We start from the raw sequence: 20,106 nt of genomic DNA on the forward strand, positions 1-20,106 counted from the left end.
ATTTGTTTTAGGGTGTACAGCTAACACGTTATAAAACAATCCTACAGCCTGGAGATACCCATGAAACTCAGCAAACTTGTTGGCGCAACTATCCTCACCCTCGGCCTGAGCCTGCCAGTCATGGCGCAACAGCCACCGGCCCAGGGGGATCAGGTGGACCAGCTGGCCAAAATCGTCGGCCTGACCGACGAGCAGCAGAAAGAGATCCGGGGCATTCTGGATGACATGCAAAGCAGGATCCAGGCGCTGCAGGTCGAGGCACAGCAGCTTCAGCAGCAGCTTCAGGGCCGCGTCCAACCGGATTTCGATGAAGAGGCCATTCGCAGGGAAGCCGAGGAGCTGGGCGAGCTGACCGGTGAAATTTCCGCCCTCTCCACACTGATGCAGGCGAAAGTGGACAGGGTGTTCACCGAAGAGCAGCGGGAGAAGCTGAACCAGCGCATGCAGCAAATGCAGCAACAGATGCAGCAGATGCAGCAGCAACAGCAGCAGGGCATGCCACAGTAAGGCCTCCGGCCTCAGTCGTGTCAGTACGAAGCCGCCTCAGGGCGGCTTTTTTGTGGCTACCCCGGCAGGTCGCAAGCTGCCCCCGCCATTAGCTCTCCTGAGGCTCGCCAAAGGGTTTAACAAGAACAATCAGCCCGGGCAGCAGGGTCAATGATGCGAGCAGAGCTACAGCCATGGCAAAGCCGGTAAACAGGCCGAAGTAGATGGTGGGGATAAAATTGGACAGCACCAGTATCGAGAAGCCCATTATGATGGTCAGCGACGTGTAGAACATGGCGCGGCCAATGCTCTGGTGACAGCGGTGCATGGTGGCCAGATAATCCCTGTCCCGGTCAAACTCCACACGGAAGCGGTGGAGATAGTGGATGGTATCGTCCACGGCGATGCCGACAGTGATGGAGGCGACCGTGATGGTCATCAGGTCCAGGGGAATTCCCAGCCAGCCCATCAGGCCCAGCACGCTGGCGGCCGCAAGCAGGTTGGGTGCGATCCCGATAAATGCCAGCTTCAGGGACCGGAAGAGCACCAGGAACATGATGCTGATGGCCAGAAACACCAGACCCAGGGTTTTGATCTGGGAATCAAACAGGCTTTGCAGCATATTGTTGTACATCACTGTCATGCCAGTGAGCAGAATCCTGTCCTCCTCGTAGCCCAGATCTTCTGTCAGATGCTGGCGGATTTCCGTAAGCAGAGCATCCCGTTTCAGATCCGGAGAGGAATCCCTCAGGCGGATGCTGAAGCGTGCCTGGTCATGCTCTTCCGAGATATAGGGATCAAGCAGTATCTTCTCCAGATCCGGGGGCAGTGCAGCCGGCACGAACGCCAGTTGCACCGGATCCAGTGGCTGTCCCTGATTGACCTGGGCCAGCAGGTGTAGCGTGGTGGTAATTGAAATCGTCTTGCCGGTTTCTTCCAGTCCGTTCAGATACTCATGAACCTTTTCCAGCTCCTGCATCTTCTGGTGGGTAAACCAGGTGTCCCGGTATGTCTCCTGTTCCTCACAGTCTTCAAGAAATGGGTCGCAGTCACTGGCGAAAGGGTCGCCTCCACTCCCTTCGGGCGCAGGCTCGTCCGTGATGATCACGTCAAGCGGCGATGTGCCGCCAAGCTTGTTGTCGATGATTATCATGCCCTGATGGATTTCAGTGTCGGACTTGAAGTAGTCGATAAAGCTGTTTTCAACTGACAGACGGCTGACGCCCAGGGTGAACACCGTTGCCAGCACGAGGGAGGTCAGCAGCACCGGCTTGCCGAAGCGTTCGGTGAGCGTTGCAAAGATCCGGGTGAAAGCGCGCCCCTCATCTGCAGGCAGGTCTGTCGCTGGCGGCGAAACCAGAATCAGCATGGGAGGAAAAACGAGAAAGGCGATCAGGAATGCGAGGGCCAGACCAAGTGTCATCATCCAGCCAAAATCCATGACGGGCCGGATCCCGCTGAAAGTGAGGGAGCCGAAGGCCACGATGGTCGTAATGGCCATGAAAAAGCAGGGCTTGATCATTGCACTGACGGTGCGCATGACGATCTCCCGGGAATCGGCTTCCGGGTCCTCATGCTGGAACTCCCGATAGCGCACGGTCAGGTGAATGGTCAGTGACAGGGTCATGATCAACAGCAGCGAAATGTAATTCGATGAGATCACCGTGACGGGCCAGTCCGTCCAGCTCAGATAACCGGTTACCAGCCACACGGTAAACGTGCAGCACAGCAGTGGAACAACGACCCACTGCCATTGACGGAAGATTACCGCCAGCGTCAGGATCATGAACAGCAGTACGCCGATACCAAACGTGGCCAGGTCGCTCTCAATGAAGTTGATCATGTCGGCAACAATCATCGGCACTCCCCCCAGATGGAGTTCGGCGTCTTCCCGATAATTCTCCAGAATGGCCCGCACTTCGGTGATGGTCTTGTCCTGGCGGTTTATCAGGCGCTCCTTGAGATCAATGAATTCCTGTTCAAGTTGTTCGAGCTTCTGCTGACCGGATTCGGCAAGATTGCCCGAGTCGGCCCGGTCCCGCAGGTCATTGCGCTCATTCAGCAGCTCATAGTATCGATCCGGAGTCGGCAGGTTGACCTGGATGGCGGTGGTTCTGCCGTCCTCACTGATCAGCAGATCCGGGTAGAGGGGATTTTCCAGCAGCGCCTGACGGGCAGTATCCAGGGGCACCTCGTCGTCATCGAGGGTGCGGAGTTCCTCTTCTACATTATCCAGAGTCAGGTCGGCGCTGTAGAGCAGGGGGACACTCAGGATACTGTTGGTTGAGCCGACCGCCTCAAGTTCCGCAAGTTCGTTGCGAAGGGACTTGAGCCGACCGATGGCCTGCTCAGTGAAAAGCTCACCGGCCGGCGTATAGGTAACAATCAGAAAGTCGTCCGAGTTGGCGAAACGCCGGTTGACCATGCGGTACTGCTCAAGGGAGCGGTCGTCCTCCAGTACCAGCGATTCGGCCGAGGCGTCCAGCCTGAACTGGTCCAGGCGGAGGCTGGCAAGTACCAGAAGCAGTGCAAATGCGATCAATACAGCAGCCGGGTGGGCAAGTATCACCCGGCGATAGAGAGAGGCAGCGGTAGTCATGAAGGTTGTAGCCATCTGGTTCTGAATCAGGGTGCAGTCTGCCACAGAATCTGCCGGAATGGAGTCCGGCAGGGGAGAAGCCTGTCAGTTGCTCTGGCTTCCCACAGAAACCCGGGCGGCAGAGGTTTCCAGTTCCTGCACCAGAGCGCGCAGTCTCCGCGCCATGTCGGCGCTGTCGGCAAGCTGGGTAACCATCTGCTGGGTGGTGTCGCGGATTCCCTGAACGTTCAGCCGTACTTCGTCCGTGGCTGAGGTCTGCTCCTCGGAAACGCTGGCTATGTCTTCATTGGCCTGGGTTATCCTGGTTACCACTGCATTTATCGCCTCCAGCGCCCTCCGGCCTTCATTGGCCTCGTCGACGCAGCGGCTGGCGCTTTCCGAACTTCCTGTCATCTGGTCCACGCTGGCCTCCATGGCAGCCAGCAGGCGATCAATAGTGTTCTGTATCTGACTGGTGGAATCCTGGACCCGCTGGGCCAGGTTGCGTACCTCATCTGCTACCACGGCAAATCCGCGGCCCTGCTCTCCGGCGCGGGCAGCCTCAATGGCGGCGTTCAGTGCCAGCAGGTTGGTCTGCTCAGCAATACCCTTGATCTCGGCCACCGACTGGCTGATTTCCTGGCTGTTTTCTGCCAGTGCCTGGACGCTCTCAGCAGAAGCCCGGATCACCCCCGCAAGCTCCTGAATGGAATTGGCTGTGCGGGCAACCTGCTCCTCCCCCTGGACCGCTGAAAGACGGGCTTCCTGGGAGAGGGTTCGCGCCATGCCTGCCTGTTCCGCTATGCCTGCGAAACTGCGCAGCATGCTTTCCACCACTTCAGCAGACCGGTCGGCTCCGGCCTGCTGGCGCTCGAGATCGTGACGCCGCTTTTCGGCGGCCGCAGAGAGCTCTCCTGCTTCCGCCTGGAGTCTTGAAATAGCTTCTTTTATGCCGCTGACCACGCTCATGGTGCGTTCCTGCATGGCATTGAAAGCGAGGCCCATCTGGCCAATCTCGTCACTGGAATCGACCATGGCGCGCTCGCACAGATCACCTGAGGACTGCACCGAAACCATGGTGTCCCTGAGCCGGTTGACATGCCGTTCAATGAACGAGATCAGCAACTGCGACCCGGCCATTTCCAGGATCATCAGGCCGGCCACCACCGCCGCAAAACCGGCGGCATGGGCATGGAATACGTTGGCAAAAGAATCGCCGGTGGCACTGGTAATCTGCTGCATGGCGTAAAGTGCCAGCAGCCCAAGCACCGCAAGAACAACAATATTAAGCAGCCAGAATTTATATTTGAGACGCGCATTTCTGAGCAGGTTCAGCATGAAGGACCCATGTCAGCCATAAAAAGAGGGGGGGTTGGTAGGCCTGGTCAGAATAGCATCGGAGCAGCAGGTTTTCCTTGCGGTGGATCATACCGGACCGGGTTTTCGACAGACGGTATGTCCGTCTGCTCAGTCGAGGCTCTTAACGGGAATCTGTTCCGCTTTTGCGGGCACAGCTGGCACGGGCAGGCCCAGATTGTTTTTTTCAAAGACTCTGTCGGCCCGATAGCTCGACCGGACCATGGGCCCCGAGGGAACCTCCATGAAGCCCTTTGCCAGACCGATATCACGGTAACGGTTGAATTCTTCGGGGGTTACATAACGCTCCACCGGCAGATGATTCGGCGTGGGGCGCAGGTACTGGCCCAGAGTAAGGATATCCACGCCAATGGCCCGAAGGTCATCCATGGTGGCCAGTATCTCCTCATCGGTTTCGCCCAGGCCCAGCATCAGGCTGGTTTTGGTCAATACATCAGGGCGGTAGCGTTTCGCATGAGCCAGTACACTGAGAGTCTTGTCATAACCGGCTCTGGGATCCCGCACCCGATGGGTCAGGCGCTCTACGGTTTCCACATTCTGGGCAAATACATCCAGCCCGGAATCCACAACCCGTTCAACATGCTCCATCACGGCATCAAAATCCGGGGTCAGGGCCTCCACAGCAACCTGCGGAGCCCGCTCCTTGATGGCCGCGACGCAGGCTGCGTAGTGCGCCGCGCCGCCATCCTCAAGGTCATCCCTGTCCACCGAGGTCAGGACAATATAACGCAGCCCCATTAGTTCGACGGATTTGGCGGTATTTTCCGGCTCGTCATGATCCAGCCAGCCCCTGGGATTGCCCGTATCCACCGCACAGAAGCGGCAGGCCCGGGTGCAGACGGAGCCCATGACCATGATGGTGGCGGTGCCGTTGTTCCAGCACTCGCCAATATTGGGGCAATGGGATTCCTGGCAGACGGTGCTGAGCTTGTGGTCCTGAACGTTGCGTTTCACTGCTTCAAAACGCTCGCCCCCCGGCATTCTGGCGCGCAGCCACCTGGGTTTCCGCTCCACAGGAGTCTCGGCATGGGCAGATTTCTTCTGGCCATCCTTGATGGCAGAAAAGCCATGCTCGTTGCGGAATTTGGAACCACTGATAATGCGGGGCTTGGCGCTGTCGCTCATGACAACCGGACTCTCATTGTGAAGGGATAATACCCTCAAGGGTAATGGCGTGGCGGCGGTGATACAAGGCGCATACGGGGAAACACTGGTATTCCCGGCCAGGACATTTGTCCTGGCCGGGAGGCATCAGGCGGTAGCCACATCCAGGGCCTGGGTGATATCGGCCAGAATATCGTCCACGTGTTCAAGGCCGATCGACAGGCGCACCAGATCTTCGCTCACACCAGCGCTTTTGAGCTCTTCAGGGCTGAGCTGGCGGTGCGTAGTAGTGGCCGGATGACAGGCCAGGGACTTGGCGTCCCCGATGTTCACCAACCGGTAGATCAGTTGGAGCGCGTCAATAAATCTGGCGCCCGCCTCGCGTCCGCCAATGATGCCAAAGCTGAGGATGCCCGAAGCGCGGCCACCGCAGATTTTCTCGCAGGTCTCGCGATAGGGGCTGTCTTCAAGGGTGGCATAGTTGACCCAGGAGACCTTGTGATGATCTGCGAGATAATTCGCCACCTTCTCAGCATTCTGGCAGTGCCGCTCCATGCGCAGGCCAAGGGTCTCAAGACCCTGCATGATCAAGAATGCGTTAAAGGGAGACAGCGCTGCACCCGTGTTGCGCAGAGGGACCACCCGGCAGCGTCCGATGAAGGCAGCTTCACCCAGTGCTTCGGTGTACACGACGCCATGGTAGGAAGGGTCCGGCTCATTGAGCATTGGAAACCTTTCCCTGTTGGCTGCCCAGTCAAACTTCCCTGAGTCCACTACGACGCCAGCCACGGTGGTGCCGTGGCCACCAATGTACTTGGTCAGTGAGTGAACGACGATATCCGCTCCGTGCTCAAAGGGTCGGCAGAGAAAAGGGGTAGCCACGGTGTTATCGACAATAAGGGGAATGCCGTGGCGGTGTGCAATTTCCGCCCAGCGCTGGATATCCACGACGTTGCCAGCCGGGTTGCCGATGGATTCGCAGAACAGGGCCTGGGTCTTGTCGTCGATGGCTTTTTCCACCGCATCGAAGTCATCGTGCCCGGCAAATCTGCATTCGATTCCCTGATTGGGGAGCGAATGGGCAAACAGGTTGTATGTGCCGCCATAGAGCTGGCCGGTGCTTACAATGTTGCTGCCAACGCGGCAAATGGTCTGAAGGGCATAGGTGATGGCGGCCATGCCGGAAGCAACAGCCAGCGCTCCGATTCCACCTTCCAGCTGGGTCATCCTTTCCTCAAGTACCGCATTGGTCGGGTTCATGATCCGGGTATAGATGTTGCCCTGGACTTTGAGATCGAAAAGATCGGCCCCGTGCTGTGTATCGTCGAAGGTGTAAGAAGTCGTTTGATAAATGGGCGTAGTGGCAGCGTGAGTCGTGGGGTCGCCACTAAAGCCGGCGTGTAGAGCCAGTGTTTCCAGCTTCATTTTTCTGATTCCTTGTCAGGTCACGGGGAAGAATGTAGTCGCTTACAGCGGCAGCCCGACAAGTATGCCACGTCGATCAAATTGTAAAAAAGGTAATCATCAAGGGATGTGCAGGTTGCATGCTCCGGCCAAACCGCCTTCGTCGGTTCAACTCCGATGTTTCCGGGCATTAAAAAAGCCCGACTCTTGCGAGCCGGGCTTTTGCAATACTGGTAGCAAGGGGCGGAGTCGAACCGCCGACCCCAGCATTATGAGTGCTGTGCTCTAACCAACTGAGCTACCTTGCCACATCGATCGGGAAACTGGTCCCAAACGAGGCGCGTATTTTCATTATTTCACGGGTGTGTGTCAAGGCCCTGGCCGGTGCCATGGCCAAATGCGGTGAAATAATCAGACGTTGAATCGGAAATGAATAATGTCACCGTCTTTAACGATATAGTCCTTGCCTTCAAGACGCCATTTGCCGGCCTCTTTGGCCCCGGCCTCGCCGTTGTATTTGACGAAATCCTCGTAGCTGACCACTTCGGCCCGGATGAAGCCGCGCTCAAAGTCGGTGTGGATCACACCAGCTGCCTGGGGCGCTGTTGCACCCACACGGACGGTCCATGCCCGCACCTCCTTGGGTCCGGCCGTGAAATAGGTCTGAAGGTCCAGCAGGCCGTAGCCGGCGCGGATGACCCTGTCCAGGCCCGGCTCGTCCATGCCCATTTCCTCGAGGAAGATCGATTTTTCGTCGTCTTCCAGTTCGGCAATTTCAGCTTCCAGCTTGTTGCAGATGGGCACAACGACCGCATTTTCGCTCTCGGCGATTTTCTGCACAGTGTCCAGGTACGGGTTGTTCTCAAAACCATTCTCATCGACGTTGGCGATGTACATGGTGGGTTTGATGGTCAGCAGGCACAGCTCGCGGATCAGGCTACGCTGCTCATCGCTGAGGTCCATGCTTCGCACCGGTCTGCCTTCGTTGAGCACGGGCAGCAGCTGTTCAAATATTTCCAGCTGGGCTTTGGCTAGCTTGTCACCGCTTTTTGCGACCCGCTGAACCCGCTTGATGGCTTTTTCGACGGTGTCCATGTCCGCCAGCGCGAGTTCGGTATTAATCACCTCAATGTCAGCGGCCGGATCAATTTTATTGGCCACGTGAATGACGTTGCTGTCGTCGAAGCAGCGAACCACATGGGCAATGGCATCGGTTTGCCGAATGTTGGCGAGAAACTGGTTGCCGAGGCCTTCGCCTTTGGACGCTCCGGCTACCAGGCCTGCAATGTCGACAAACTCCATGGTGGTCGGGATGACCCGCTGGGGTTTGATGATTTCGGCGAGCCTGTTCAGCCGTGGATCCGGCATGGGAACAACCCCGGCGTTGGGCTCAATGGTGCAGAACGGAAAGTTCTCGGCACCTATGCCGGCCTTGGTCAGTGCGTTGAACAGGGTGGATTTGCCGACGTTTGGAAGGCCGACGATGCCGCAGTTGAAACCCATGAAAAGCCTCTGCTGGATGCGAAAACTGAATGAAAATGCGAAAAGCGGAATTATACCGGTGTGGCCGCTCTGGCGCGAACGGGATCAGCGGTTTTCAGGCTGAAAGGTGTGCAGTGCATTCATGGCGCGGGCCATGTTGCCGGTGGCCGCGTCAGGTAAAACCCGGATGGCCTGATCAATGACATCGTCCAGATCCGCCGTTTCCCGTTTGCCAAGCCTGCCCAGGACGTAGTTGGTCACCTGGCGGCTGTCACCTGGGTGGCCAATGCCAAGACGCAGGCGGTAAAAGCTGTTGCTGCCAAGATGGGCAATGGTGTCTCTTAGACCATTGTGCCCGCCATGGCCGCCGCCCTGTTTCAGCTTCGCCGTGCCGGGGGGAAGATCAAGCTCGTCGTGGGCCACCAGGATCTGTTCAGGCAGGATTTTGAAAAAATCAGCCAGTGCCTTGATAGCGAGCCCGCTGCGATTCATGAACGTGGAAGGATTCAGAAGGTGCAGGTCCAGGCCCTGCCAATGGATACGGGCATAAAGCCCGTGGTATTTCTTCTCCGGACGGAGAGTCTGGCCCGCAGTGCGGGCCAGCGCTTCGACAAAAAGGGCGCCGGCATTATGGCGGGTATTTTCATAGTCGTTGCCGGGATTTCCCAGGCCCACCACCACGAAGATCTGCTGTGCCATATGCCGTCACCCCCGGAGTGATTACTCCTTGCCTTCTTCCTCTTCACCTTCCTCGCCGACTTCATCCGTTCTTGCGCCGCGGGGCTTGTGAATTGATACGACCGGCAGGTCGTGATCTGCGCCCTGCTGCAGTGCAGCAACACGAACGCCTTCTGGCAGAATCAGGTCGCTCAGGTGCAGGACCTGATCCATTTCGACCTTGGCCATGTCCACTTCAATGAACTCCGGCAGGTTCTGGGGCAGACAGATGACTTCCACTTCGGTCATCTGGTGCAGCGGCACGCCACCCTGGAGCTTGATCGCCGGTGCCGAGTCTTCGTTCAGGAAGTGCAGTGGGACGTTGACGTGGATCTCATGATCCTTGTCTACACGCAGGAAGTCAGCGTGGGTCAGCAGAGGCTTGTAAGGATGGCGCTGAAGGTCCTTGAGAATGACGGATTCCTTCTTGCCTTCCAGATCGAGGGTCAGAACGTGCGAAAAGAAGGCTTCATTTTCAAGCGCTTTCTTCAGTTCGTTGTGCCAGATGGAAATCGATACGGCTTCTCCGCTTCCGCCGTAAATGATTGCCGGGATTTTCCGTTCCTCGCGACGCAGGCGGCGGCTCGCACCTCTCCCCTGATCGCCACGAGCGAATGCTTCAATTACAAATTCCTGGGCCATGATATGTACCTCATTGACACCTGAAGGACTCGCGACCAAGTACACTGCAGGTGGTTCTCTGGTGTTGCCGGATAAAAAACGTCTGTTTCCGGCGTGTTAAACAGACCGGGAGCCTGAAGAGGCTCCCGGTCTGAATGCTGGCGAAAATGGATCTTTATTCGAACAGTGCGCTGATTGACTCTTCGTTGCTGACGCGACGAATGGACTCAGCGAGCAGGTCCGCCATTCCGAGGGGGCGGATTCTATCACAGTTGGCCGCTTTGTCATCCAGTGGAATGGTGTCGCAGACAACCAGTTCATCAAGCTGTGACGCATTGATGTTGTCAATCGCGGGGCCGGAGAGCACCGGGTGCGTGATGTACGCCACCACGCGGGCCGCGCCATGCTCTTTCAGGGCGTTGGCTGCCTTGCACAGGGTGCCTGCAGTGTCGACGATGTCGTCCACAAGGATGCAGGTCTTGTCCCTGACGTCACCGATGATGTGCATGACCTGGGATACGTTGGCTTTTGGCCGGCGTTTGTCGATGATGGCGAGGTCCGCATCATCAAGGCGCTTGGCAACGGCACGGGCGCGAACCACGCCGCCAACGTCCGGTGACACCACGATGAAGTTCTCGAAACGCTGTTTTTCGATATCTTCCAGCATGACCGGCGTGGCGTAGATGTTGTCCACCGGGATATCGAAAAACCCCTGAATCTGGTCTGCGTGAAGGTCCACGGTCAGCACGCGGTCTATGCCAATACTGGTGATCATGTCCGCCACCACCTTGGCACTGATGGAAACCCGGGTGGAGCGGACCCGGCGATCCTGACGGGCATAGCCGTAATAGGGAATGACTGCCGTGATTCTGGTGGCAGAGGCCCGGCGCAGGGCATCGGCCATGACAATCAGTTCCATCAGATTATCGTTGGTCGGATAACAGGTGGGCTGGATGATGAACACATCGTGACCGCGGACGTTTTCGTTGATTTCAACGGTGGTCTCGCCATCACTGAACTTACCGACGGTGGCCTGGCCCATGGGAATGTGCAGTTTCTGGGCAATGCTTTTGGCCAGTTCCGGATGGGCATTACCGGCAAAGATCATCAATTTGGACACGAGGGTATCCTTTTCGATTTCGGTGTTGGATTCAGAAGTAGCGGGGGGTAATTGGCTGGGGTGGCAGGATTCGAACCTGCGCATGACGGGATCAAAACCCGTTGCCTTACCACTTGGCGACACCCCAGTATCTTGCTCTTTTGGCATCATTTCAGCTCAGTCAGCTTTTTGTGTAGAGGTGAATGGTTCACCCCTTTAGCTACGAACCCGGTGATGCCGGAAGGTTTGCGTGCCCGGACTTTTTGGGCTTTGGATTCTGTTGGGAAACGTCCAAATATGCAAGCCCCGGTTCCGGTTAATCTTGCAGGTCCGAATTTTGCCAGCCATTCCAGGCTCTGCCGAACCTCGGGATACAGTCTGCAAACTACATCCTCACAGTCATTTCGGTACCTCGAGGCGTCTCCCTCAAAAGCGGGCGCTATTTTGATTCGCGGGGTGTCCCTTGTCAAGTCCAGCCGGGAAAAAATCAGGGCGGTGTTGATGTTGCAGGGGGGCTTCAGAACCACATACCAGTCCTCCGGAGGCTGTGCCGGCGTCAGTTTTTCGCCGATGCCTTCCCCCCAGGCGGCGAAGCCGCGAACGAACACAGGCACGTCGGCGCCCAGCTCCAGCCCCAGGTCTGCAAGCTCATCGATGGATTTGTTCAGCGCCCAGAGGTGGTTGAGTCCGAGCAGGGTGGTGGCGGCATTGGAGCTCCCCCCACCCAGGCCGCCGCCCAGGGGCAGGCGTTTGATCAGGGACAGCTTCACCCCCGGCACAGGCAGGCTGGTGGAGGCCCGCAACAGGCAGGCAGCCCGGATGATCAGATTATCGCTGTCGGGCACCCCGTCCAGCGAATTTTCAAGCAGAATGTGGCCATCGCCCCGCCGTTCGAACCCAATTTCATCGCCGTAGTCCAGAAACTGAAACAGGGTCTGAAGCTCGTGGTAGCCGTCGGGACGGCGGCCATTGATGTGAAGGAAAAGGTTGAGCTTGGCAGGGGAGGGGAGGATAAGCATTACCGGCCTTCAGCATCCAGGGTCTGCCAGCTGGTCACCACCACTCTCACCCGTCTGTCCTCCTTCAGGGCGTTGATTCGTGCAGGAAGCTCGGGCTTCCCGGGCACAAATTCCCGCCATCGGTCATAACGTATTTCCCAACCCTGCTGGTAAATGACCGCAAGCCTGTCCTGGTCGTCGAAAAGCAGACGGAAATTACTTGCTGGCGACGGCAGGCCCCGGATCCACCACACCAGGCTGTCGAGGGGAAGTTGCCAGCCAGTCGCTGCCTCAGTGAGTGCATCAGGATCGCTGGAACGGTAGGTTTCGCCATCCGGCAGGGTGAGCTCCAGATAACCGGGTACCCCTGAAAGCCTGGTGTGGCCCATGCCAAGGAAGGCGGAGGACAGGGACAGCTCATAGCTGGCGCCCCTTTGTGTCCAGCGGTTGATGACCGCAGAACCGCTGTCCTCCCCCTGGCGGACAGCGAGCTTGCCCGTCAGCGTCCAGTGGGTAAAGGCCAGGAGGGCCTGCTGTCGCTGGCTCCAGTCTTCGGGTGGCTGTTCAGTAAGGCCCTCGGGAAGTGGCTCCAGTGGTTTTGCGGCGCAGCCGGCGAGCACCAGCGCTGCCAGCGCCAGCCATGTCCCGCGAAGCCATATCGCTGAGCGGGAGCCGGTCACTGGGTCATCTCCACCTGCAGGCGCTCAATGGTCTCGGGAATAAGCTCATCCTCAGGGTTTTCTTCCATGGCCCGCCGCCAGATAATCCGGGCCTGTTCCTGTTGTCCGTCTACCCAGAGCGCCTCGCCAAGATGGGCTGCGACTTCCGGGTCCGGAAAAGCCTCGTAGGCCCGCCTGAGATAGTCTATCGCACGGTCTGTTTCGCCCTGTTGAAACAGCACCCAGCCCATGCTGTCCAGAATTGCCGGGTTGTCGGGGTCAATCCGCAGGGCGCGTTCGATGAGATCCCTGGCTTCTTCCAGGCGATCGGTCCGGGTGGTCAGGATGTAACCGAGGGCATTGAGGGCAACCGCGTTGTCCGGCTGCAGTTTGATGATCCGGCGAAGGTCCCGTTCCGCGGCATCCAGCTGTCCCAGGCTGTCCAGCAGCATGGCGCGGGCGTACAGAATGCGGATGTTGTCCGGATAGGATTCGAGAGCTTCGTTGGCGGCTGCCAGTGCTTCTTCCCGCCTGTCTGCATCCAGCAGCAGGTTGATTTCAATGAGCCAGAAAGTCTCCGCCCTGTCGGGATTGCGCTTGCGCAGTTCTGCCACGGCTTCCCTGGCTTCATCGACCCGGCCAGTCTCGACCCTGAGTGCACTGAGGCGTTCCAGGGCAGGCAAGAAGTGGCGTCCTTCCTCTACTTTCTGGTAGTACTCGATGGCGTTCTCGATATTGCCGGCTTCCTGCGCGATACGCCCCAAATAGTAGTGGGCGGCATTGACGTGGTGGCCCTGCTCAATAAGCCGGGTGAGATCTTCCCGGGCTACGCCGGTTTCGCCATTCTCAAGGGCCACCAGAGCATGGGAGAGTTTCAGGCCGGGCACTTCCGGGAACCGTTCGATCAGCCGCGCGAATTCGTCCTGCGCGGCCTGAAATTCGCCTTCGCCGATCAGCATGCGAGCGTAAAGGGTGCCCATCTGGCGATTATCCGGGTAGCGCCGGGTGTTCTGTAGCAGATGCCTCAGCGCTTCCTGCTTCTCGCCGGTTTCGTAGAGGAGATCGCCCTTGAGAACCAGTCCGGGCTGGAAATCCGGATGCTCGGCCAGCAGCGGATTCAGCTGCTCAAGGGCTTTTCCCGGCTTGCCGGTGACCTTGAGGAGAAGGGCAATGCTGTACTGGATCTCGAGGTTTTCCGGATGCCGGTCCTCCAGAGCCTGATAAAGCCCAAGCAACTCCTGCTGATCGTCTGGCGGCAGGTTGGCAGCCATGGCGGCCAGACTGTCGAAATCTGCATCCCCGCCCAGATCAAGGATGGTTTCCATGTGCTGGAGTGCGGCCTCAAGATTATTCTTCTTGATCTGCTGGATCGCAGCGACGCGATGGGCTTCCAGATTGTCAGGATCGGTTTCAAGCCACAGTTCAGAGAGCTGACGCTGGGCATTGTCGGCATTGAGGGACTGGGCAATTCGCATCGCCCGCTCAATGACGCCGCTATCCCGGGACTGCATGGCGGCCTCGACGTAATTGACCAGGGTCACATCGTAGCGGCCCCGCTGGGCGGCAATTTCCGCGGCCAGCAACAGGTACAGGGTCTCTGGCTCAAATTCTCCATAGCCGGCTCCGGACTCCGGGAGCTCTCCGGGTTCTGCCGTTTTTACCGTGCTGACCGGAGTCTGCTCGCCGGCTGCCGGTTCGGAAGCCCGGTCTTCGATCATGCCGGCGCAGCCGGTCAGGGCAAGTCCAAGCATGCCGGTTAACAACAAGAAGGCGGATTTGTGCATGTTACATCCTGAAGTTGTTGTACGGTGCGCCCCTGAGGGCAGCGATCTGTGCCGGGACGATTTTTGCAGGGACTATGATGGCACAAGCCTTCTACCTTGCCCAATCCGTTGCTGGTGACGGGGCAATAGCGGTAATTTCCATGACCTGGCGGGGATTAGGTGGCACCCGTGCGGTGCGGTAGGTAAAATGCAGAAGACGTGAGACAGATCCCGCAACCGGGAAAAAATGACCGGTACCTGCGGAGAGGAAATCAATCTGGCAAAAGGCAGTTTCAGCGGCATATGGCGTTGCTTATCCTCGGAATCAATCACCGCACCGCCCCTCTGGAACTGAGGGAGCGGGTGGCGTTCACGCCGGAACGTATGGCCTCGGCCTTTGCTGAACTGCGCGCAGCCTCGGGTGCCAGCGAAGCGGCCATTCTGTCTACCTGCAATCGCACGGAACTGTATTTTGCCGGTGACGACGACTGCGCTGCAACCGTTTTGCGCTGGCTTTCGGGTTTTCATGGCCTTGATGCCGCTGAGCTTGAGCAGGCTCTCTATATTTACCGTGATGCTGAAGCCGTTCGCCATACCATGCGTGTCGCGTCGGGTCTTGACTCCATGGTGCTTGGGGAACCCCAGATTCTTGGCCAGTTGAAAGACGCCTATGCCCTTGCCCGGGAGCATGGTGCCAGTGGAACCTTTCTGTCCCGCCTGTTCGAACAGACATTTTCCGTGGCAAAGCGGGTACGGACCCAGACCGCCATTGGTGAAAACCCGGTTTCAGTCGCCTATGCCGCTGTCAGCATGGCTCATCACATTTTTTCCGACATGTCGCGCAACCGGGCACTGCTGATTGGTGCCGGCCGGACCATCGAGCTGGTGGCTCGTCATCTCGCCGAAGCCGGTGTGAAGGACTTTGTGGTGGCAAACCGGACCCTGGAGCGGGCCCAGTCGCTGGCGCAGGTTCATGGCGGGCGTGGCATCCTGCTCTCTGAGATTCCCGATGTACTGGCTGATGTGGACATTGTTATCTCATCCACTGCCAGTCAGTTGCCGATCCTGGGCAAGGGGGCAGTCGAACGCTCAATGAAGCGTCGCAAACACCGCCCTTATTTCATGGTGGATATCGCCGTACCCAGGGACATAGAGCCGGAAGTGGCCTCCCTGGCCGATGTCTATCTGTACAGCATTGATGACCTGAAACAGGTGATCGAAGAAAATGTGCGAACCCGGGAGGGCGCCGCCCGCGAAGCTGAGAACCTGATCACCGCTGGCTCCCAGGAGTTCATGTCCCAGCTCAGGGCGCTGGATGCCGTAGCCACCCTGAAACAGTTCCGTCATTACGCCGAGGATCTGCGGGATGCGGAAACCGCAAAGGCCCTGCGTCTGCTGCGCAATGGCGGTGATCCGGAAACCGTCCTGCGCGCGCTGGCGCGGGGGCTGACGAACAAACTGCTGCACGAGCCTTCGGTCCAGGTCCGCAAGGCGACTGCCGAGGGTCGGGTGGAAGTGACCAACTGGCTGCGGGAACTGCACCAGCTTGAGATCCAGGACGATGCCCTTATCCCCACCCCGGAAAATCTATGAAAGAATCGTTACAGAACCGACTTGAGCAGCTCAACGACCGGTTTGATGAGGCCAGTGCGTTGCTGAGCGATCAGGGCGTTATTGCCGACCAGAACCGTTTCCGCGAGCTGTCAAAGGAGTTCGCTGAAATTGAACCGGTGGTCCATTGCTTCCGTGCCTGGCAGGTGGCAGAAGCGGACATGGCGGAAGCCGGAGAACTGGCCCGTGACAGCGACCCGGATATGCGGGAAATGGCTCAGGATGAGCTGGCGGCCGCCCGGCAGAGAAGTGAAGAGCTTGCGGAAGAGCTGCAGCGCCTGATGCTGCCACGGGATCCCGACGACACCAAGAATGTGTTTCTCGAGATCCGGGCAGGTACGGGCGGCGATGAGGCTGCAATTTTTGCCGGCGACCTCTTCCGGATGTACCTCCGTTACGCCGAACGACAGGGCTGGCAGGTGGAGATCATCAGCGAGAGCCTGGGCGAGCACGGTGGCTACCGGGAGGTTATCAGCCGTGTGGCTGGTACGGGTGTATACGGGGCCCTCAAGTTTGAATCCGGTGCCCACCGGGTGCAGCGGGTTCCGGAAACCGAATCCCAGGGGCGGATCCATACCTCGGCCTGCACCGTGGCGGTGATGCCGGAAGCGGATGAAGCGGAAGCGATTGAAATCAACAAGGCGGATATCCGGGTGGATACCTTCCGGGCATCCGGTGCTGGCGGTCAGCATGTGAACAAAACCGACTCTGCCATTCGAATCACCCATCTGCCCAGCGGCATAGTGATCGAATGCCAGGAAGAACGCTCCCAGCACAAGAACCGGGCCAGGGCCATGAGTTTTCTGCAGGCCCGACTTGCTAACGCCGAGACGGAGCGCCAGCAGCAAAGCCAGGCGGCAACCCGCAAAAGCCTTGTGGGGAGCGGCGATCGTTCCGAACGCATCCGCACCTACAATTTTCCCCAGGGCAGGGTGACCGACCACCGGATCAATCTGACACTATACAAGCTGGAAGAGGTGATGAGCGGCGACCTGGATTCCGTGGTGGTGCCCCTGCAGCAGGAGCACCAGGCCGAACTGCTGGCCAGCCTGGGCAATGAGTGAGTCATCGCTTACCTGCGAGCAGCTGATACGAAAGGCTGTGGCCCGGATTGACAGCGAAACCCCCCGGCTGGATGTGGAGCTGATCATGGAAAGCGTTACCGGCTGGTCCCGCACCTCACTGCGTGCCTGGCCGGAGCGGACCCTCAGCGACGAGCAGCTGGCGGAATTCGGTCACCGTGTTGCGCAACGGGCGGCTGGACGGCCCATCGCCCATATCCTGGGAGAGCAGGCGTTCTGGTCACTGCCCCTGATGGTCAGTGACGCCACCCTGATTCCCAGGCCGGACACCGAGCGCCTGGTTGAGACAGCCCTTGATCTGCCCCTGGCCGCTGACGCACGGGTTCTCGATCTGGGAACGGGCACCGGCGCCATTGCGCTGGCGCTGGCCAGTGAAAAACCCACGTGGCAGATAGTTGCGTGTGATGCGGTCCCTGCCGCTGTTGAACTGGCGCGGGCCAATGCCCGGAGACTGGAACTGCTCCTGGAAGTGACCCGGAGCCACTGGTTTGATGATCTGCCGCCGGGACGCTTCGACCTGATCGTCTCAAACCCCCCTTACATTGCGGCGGATGACCGGCACCTCAGGGAAGGGGATGTGCGCTTTGAACCTGCGACGGCCCTGGTCGCCGGGGTGGAGGGCCTTGACGACCTCCGGCATATCATCTGTGAGGCTCCTGGCTGGCTGTCCTCCGGGGGATGGCTGTTGGTTGAGCACGGGTATGATCAGGGCTCGGCGGTCCGGGAGCTTTTCGAAGCAGCAGGGCTCGTAGATGTCAGCACTATCCGTGACTACGGCGGGCAGCCGCGGCTGACCCGTGGTCGTCTGCCCTTGTCATAAGCCGGCGAAGATAACCGGATGGAAGATTTGCATGCTTACTGATGATGAACTGCTGCGATACAGCCGCCAGATCCTTCTGCCGGGCTTTGATGTGCCCGGGCAGATTGCTCTCAAATCCTCCCGGGTGCTGATCGTGGGGGCGGGAGGACTCGGCTGTCCTGCCGCCCTTTACCTGGGCGCCGCCGGTGTGGGGCATCTGGCGATCGCTGATGATGACGATATCGAAGTCGCGAATCTCCAGCGCCAGATCGCATTTGAGGATGGCCAGATCGGTAGCAGCAAGGCTGAGGTTCTGGCTGCCAGAGTGAAAGAGATCAACCCCCTGATCACCGTGGAGGCCGTCGACCGCCGCCTGATGGGGGACGAGCTTGTGCGGAAGGTGGCTTCGGTGGATCTGGTTCTCGACTGCACCGACAATTTCACGGCCCGTTTTGCCATCAACCGTGCCTGTGTGGCTGCGAGGGTGCCTCTGGTATCGGGAGCCGCCATTCGCGGTGAAGGTCAGCTGGCGGTCTTTGATTCAGGGGTGGCGGGCGCACCCTGTTACCAGTGCCTGTATGCAGATCAGGGCAATGAGGAACTCAGCTGTTCCCAGGCGGGCGTGATCGGCCCACTTGTGGGCATGATCGGCGCGGCCCAGGCCATGGAAGCCATAAAGGTGCTTGCAGGTGTGGGGCAGGCTCTGACCGGGCGACTGCTGTTGCTGGATGCCTGGCGCATGGAATGGCGGGAAATGAGGCTGGCGCAGGATCCGGGGTGTCCGGTATGTGGTGCAGGACACGATCTTTGAGGGGTCAGATCTTTGAGGGGTCAGATCAAGCCTGATCTGACCCCTCATTGATTTTTCAGTGCCTGGAACCTGGCAATAGCCTCTTTCCGGCTCTCCTTCAGGTCCACGATTGGCCGTGGGTAGCCCTTCGGTATCACGCCAGTCCAGGGCTGGTGAATGCGTTTATTGTCAAGTTTTGAGAGTTCGGGTGCGTAGAGGCGGATAAACTCGCCGTCCGGGTCGAAGCGTTCGCTCTGGGTGGCTGGGTTGAAGACCCGGAAGTAGGGTGCAGAATCCGTTCCCGTGGAAGCACTCCACTGCCAGCCCCCATTGTTTGAGGCTAGAAAACCGTCCACCAGCCGGGACATGAAGTATGCCTCGCCCAGACGCCAGTCCAGAAACAGGTTTTTCGACAGGAACATGGCCGTGACCATGCGCAGGCGGTTGTGCATCCAGCCGGTTTCGTTCAGCTGACGCATGGCAGCATCAACAATGGGGATGCCGGTCCGGCCTTCCTTCCAGGCTTCAAATTCCTCGCCAGGATCGTTCCACCGGAGCGCTTCGGTTTCCGGCTTGAAGGCACGATGCATGCTCACTCTGGGATAGTGATACAGAATGTTGATATAGAAGTCCCGCCACGCAATTTCGTTCATCCAGGTGAGCAAACCCTCCTGTTCCCCGCGGGCAGCTGTTGCCTCCCTGACTGCATGCCAGCACTGGCGTCCTGAGAGAACCCCGTTGGCCAGGTAGGGAGACAGGCGGCTGGTGCCATCGACCGCGGGGAAATCCCGAAGCTTTTTGTAATCCTGCGCATGGTTTTCGAGAAACTGCTCAAGCTGCCTGTGCGCGGCGTCTTCACCAACGGGCACCAGCGGCTCAGGGGCGTCGCTGTAGCCCTTCAGGCTTGTCGCCAGTTCGGTTGGGTGCACGGATTCCGCCACGGCCCGGGGTGTGCCATAAAGCGAGGGCGAGTTGGCGTCGAGCCATTGTCGCCAGCGGCGGGAGAAGGGAGTGAATACGGAATAGGGTTCATCCTGCTGGGTGAGGATGGTGCCTACGGGGGCCGCCGTCTGGTCCCGGTACCTGCTGACCTGGACGCCTTTGTCGCCAAGGGCTTCCTGAACAGCCCTGTCTCTGCGGCGCTCGTTGACTCCGTATTCCTCGTTGAGATGCAGTTGTCTAATTCCATATTCCCTGCAGAGGGACTCAAGCAGAGCTGGGCTGTCGCGAAACTGGTCGGCATCAAGAATGTGCAGGGGAATGCCGAGTTGTGCCAGAGACTGTGACAGGCTGTTGAGATGATCGACCACGAATCGGACGCGTGCCGGAGACCAGTCATGCTCCCGCCACTGGCCCGGGGTGACTATAAAACAGGCCCGTACCGGCCCTTCCTGGCTGCAGGCGGCGGTCAGAGCAGCGTTGTCAGAGGTGCGCAGATCATTGCGGAACCAGACGAGTTGGGTCATTGGGCGTCCTGTAGGCAAATCAATAAAAATCACGGACTTGTGTATTCGCTGGGGCGCCGCAATTGGATTA

General features: G+C 58.7%; 17 protein-coding genes and 2 tRNA genes. 5 read left to right on the forward strand and 14 right to left on the reverse strand.

All coding sequences use genetic code 11. From position 1 onward, the window contains the following. The first annotated feature begins 60 nt into the window (after positions 1–60). Entirely contained in the window at positions 61–507 is a 447-nt protein-coding gene (locus LG327_RS08965) for a Spy/CpxP family protein refolding chaperone (RefSeq protein WP_404368658.1), read from the forward strand. Between the two features lie 88 nt (positions 508–595). Here LG327_RS08965 and LG327_RS08970 read toward each other — a convergent pair whose 3' ends face one another. The 13 genes from LG327_RS08970 to LG327_RS09030 form a co-directional block, all read right to left on the reverse strand. After that, on the reverse strand, positions 596–3,130 hold the full coding sequence (locus LG327_RS08970) for an RND family transporter (protein WP_404368660.1): 2,535 nt from the start codon (positions 3,128–3,130) through the stop codon (positions 596–598). Positions 3,131–3,169: 39 nt separating this feature from the next. Further along, a complete protein-coding gene (locus LG327_RS08975) occupies positions 3,170–4,402 on the reverse strand; it encodes a methyl-accepting chemotaxis protein (RefSeq protein WP_404368663.1) in 1,233 nt (410 codons plus the stop codon). Between the two features lie 129 nt (positions 4,403–4,531). Then, a complete protein-coding gene (gene lipA / locus LG327_RS08980; protein WP_404368665.1) occupies positions 4,532–5,566 on the reverse strand; it encodes a lipoyl synthase in 1,035 nt (344 codons plus the stop codon). Positions 5,567–5,692: 126 nt separating this feature from the next. Continuing rightward, the gene (locus LG327_RS08985) at positions 5,693–6,970 is read right to left on the reverse strand and encodes an O-acetylhomoserine aminocarboxypropyltransferase/cysteine synthase family protein (RefSeq protein WP_404368668.1); all 1,278 of its coding nucleotides are present in this window, start codon (positions 6,968–6,970) and stop codon (positions 5,693–5,695) included. A gap of 210 nt (positions 6,971–7,180) precedes the next feature. Beyond that, positions 7,181–7,257: transfer RNA gene (locus tag LG327_RS08990), tRNA-Met, on the reverse strand. Between the two features lie 103 nt (positions 7,258–7,360). Then, the gene (ychF, locus tag LG327_RS08995) at positions 7,361–8,452 is read right to left on the reverse strand and encodes a redox-regulated ATPase YchF (RefSeq protein WP_404368670.1); all 1,092 of its coding nucleotides are present in this window, start codon (positions 8,450–8,452) and stop codon (positions 7,361–7,363) included. An 84-nt stretch (positions 8,453–8,536) separates the two neighbouring features. Next, positions 8,537–9,130: an aminoacyl-tRNA hydrolase gene (gene pth / locus LG327_RS09000; protein ID WP_404368673.1), complete on the reverse strand. Its 594-nt coding sequence runs from the start codon at positions 9,128–9,130 to the stop codon at positions 8,537–8,539. Between the two features lie 21 nt (positions 9,131–9,151). Continuing rightward, a complete protein-coding gene (locus tag LG327_RS09005; protein WP_404368676.1) occupies positions 9,152–9,790 on the reverse strand; it encodes a 50S ribosomal protein L25/general stress protein Ctc in 639 nt (212 codons plus the stop codon). Positions 9,791–9,944: 154 nt separating this feature from the next. Further along, positions 9,945–10,889 carry a ribose-phosphate diphosphokinase gene (locus tag LG327_RS09010; RefSeq protein WP_404368679.1) on the reverse strand — a complete coding sequence of 315 codons (945 nt, stop codon included), beginning with the start codon at positions 10,887–10,889 and terminating at the stop codon, positions 9,945–9,947. A gap of 52 nt (positions 10,890–10,941) precedes the next feature. Beyond that, positions 10,942–11,016: transfer RNA gene (locus LG327_RS09015), tRNA-Gln, on the reverse strand. Positions 11,017–11,035: 19 nt separating this feature from the next. Then, positions 11,036–11,887, reverse strand: a complete 852-nt coding sequence (gene ispE / locus LG327_RS09020) for a 4-(cytidine 5'-diphospho)-2-C-methyl-D-erythritol kinase (protein WP_404368682.1) — start codon at positions 11,885–11,887, stop codon at positions 11,036–11,038. Next, complete coding sequence (gene lolB, locus LG327_RS09025; protein ID WP_404368685.1) at positions 11,887–12,546, reverse strand: lipoprotein insertase outer membrane protein LolB; 660 nt, start codon at positions 12,544–12,546, stop codon at positions 11,887–11,889. The genes ispE and lolB overlap by 1 nt, the downstream gene beginning before the upstream one ends. Beyond that, positions 12,543–14,309, reverse strand: a complete 1,767-nt coding sequence (locus tag LG327_RS09030; protein ID WP_404368688.1) for a tetratricopeptide repeat protein — start codon at positions 14,307–14,309, stop codon at positions 12,543–12,545. The genes lolB and LG327_RS09030 overlap by 4 nt, the downstream gene beginning before the upstream one ends. Positions 14,310–14,591: 282 nt before the next feature. Here LG327_RS09030 and hemA point away from each other — a divergent pair, with 282 nt between their 5' ends. From hemA to LG327_RS09050, 4 genes are read left to right on the forward strand one after another with little or no spacing between them, the layout of a single operon-like run. Next, complete coding sequence (hemA, locus tag LG327_RS09035) at positions 14,592–15,881, forward strand: glutamyl-tRNA reductase (protein ID WP_404368691.1); 1,290 nt, start codon at positions 14,592–14,594, stop codon at positions 15,879–15,881. After that, positions 15,878–16,963: a peptide chain release factor 1 gene (gene prfA, locus LG327_RS09040; RefSeq protein WP_404368694.1), complete on the forward strand. Its 1,086-nt coding sequence runs from the start codon at positions 15,878–15,880 to the stop codon at positions 16,961–16,963. Before hemA ends, prfA begins: the two co-directional genes overlap by 4 nt. Beyond that, entirely contained in the window at positions 16,956–17,801 is an 846-nt protein-coding gene (gene prmC, locus LG327_RS09045) for a peptide chain release factor N(5)-glutamine methyltransferase (protein WP_404368696.1), read from the forward strand. Before prfA ends, prmC begins: the two co-directional genes overlap by 8 nt. Positions 17,802–17,832: 31 nt before the next feature. Beyond that, complete coding sequence (locus LG327_RS09050) at positions 17,833–18,591, forward strand: HesA/MoeB/ThiF family protein (RefSeq protein WP_404368698.1); 759 nt, start codon at positions 17,833–17,835, stop codon at positions 18,589–18,591. Positions 18,592–18,635: 44 nt separating this feature from the next. Here the strand turns inward: LG327_RS09050 and phrB are convergent, their stop codons facing one another. Then, the gene (phrB, locus tag LG327_RS09055) at positions 18,636–20,036 is read right to left on the reverse strand and encodes a deoxyribodipyrimidine photo-lyase (RefSeq protein ID WP_404368700.1); all 1,401 of its coding nucleotides are present in this window, start codon (positions 20,034–20,036) and stop codon (positions 18,636–18,638) included. Positions 20,037–20,106 lie beyond the last annotated feature (70 nt).

It is taken from the genome of Marinobacter sp. (genome assembly GCF_044799475.1).
In the GTDB taxonomy this organism is placed as follows: domain Bacteria; phylum Pseudomonadota; class Gammaproteobacteria; order Pseudomonadales; family Oleiphilaceae; genus Marinobacter.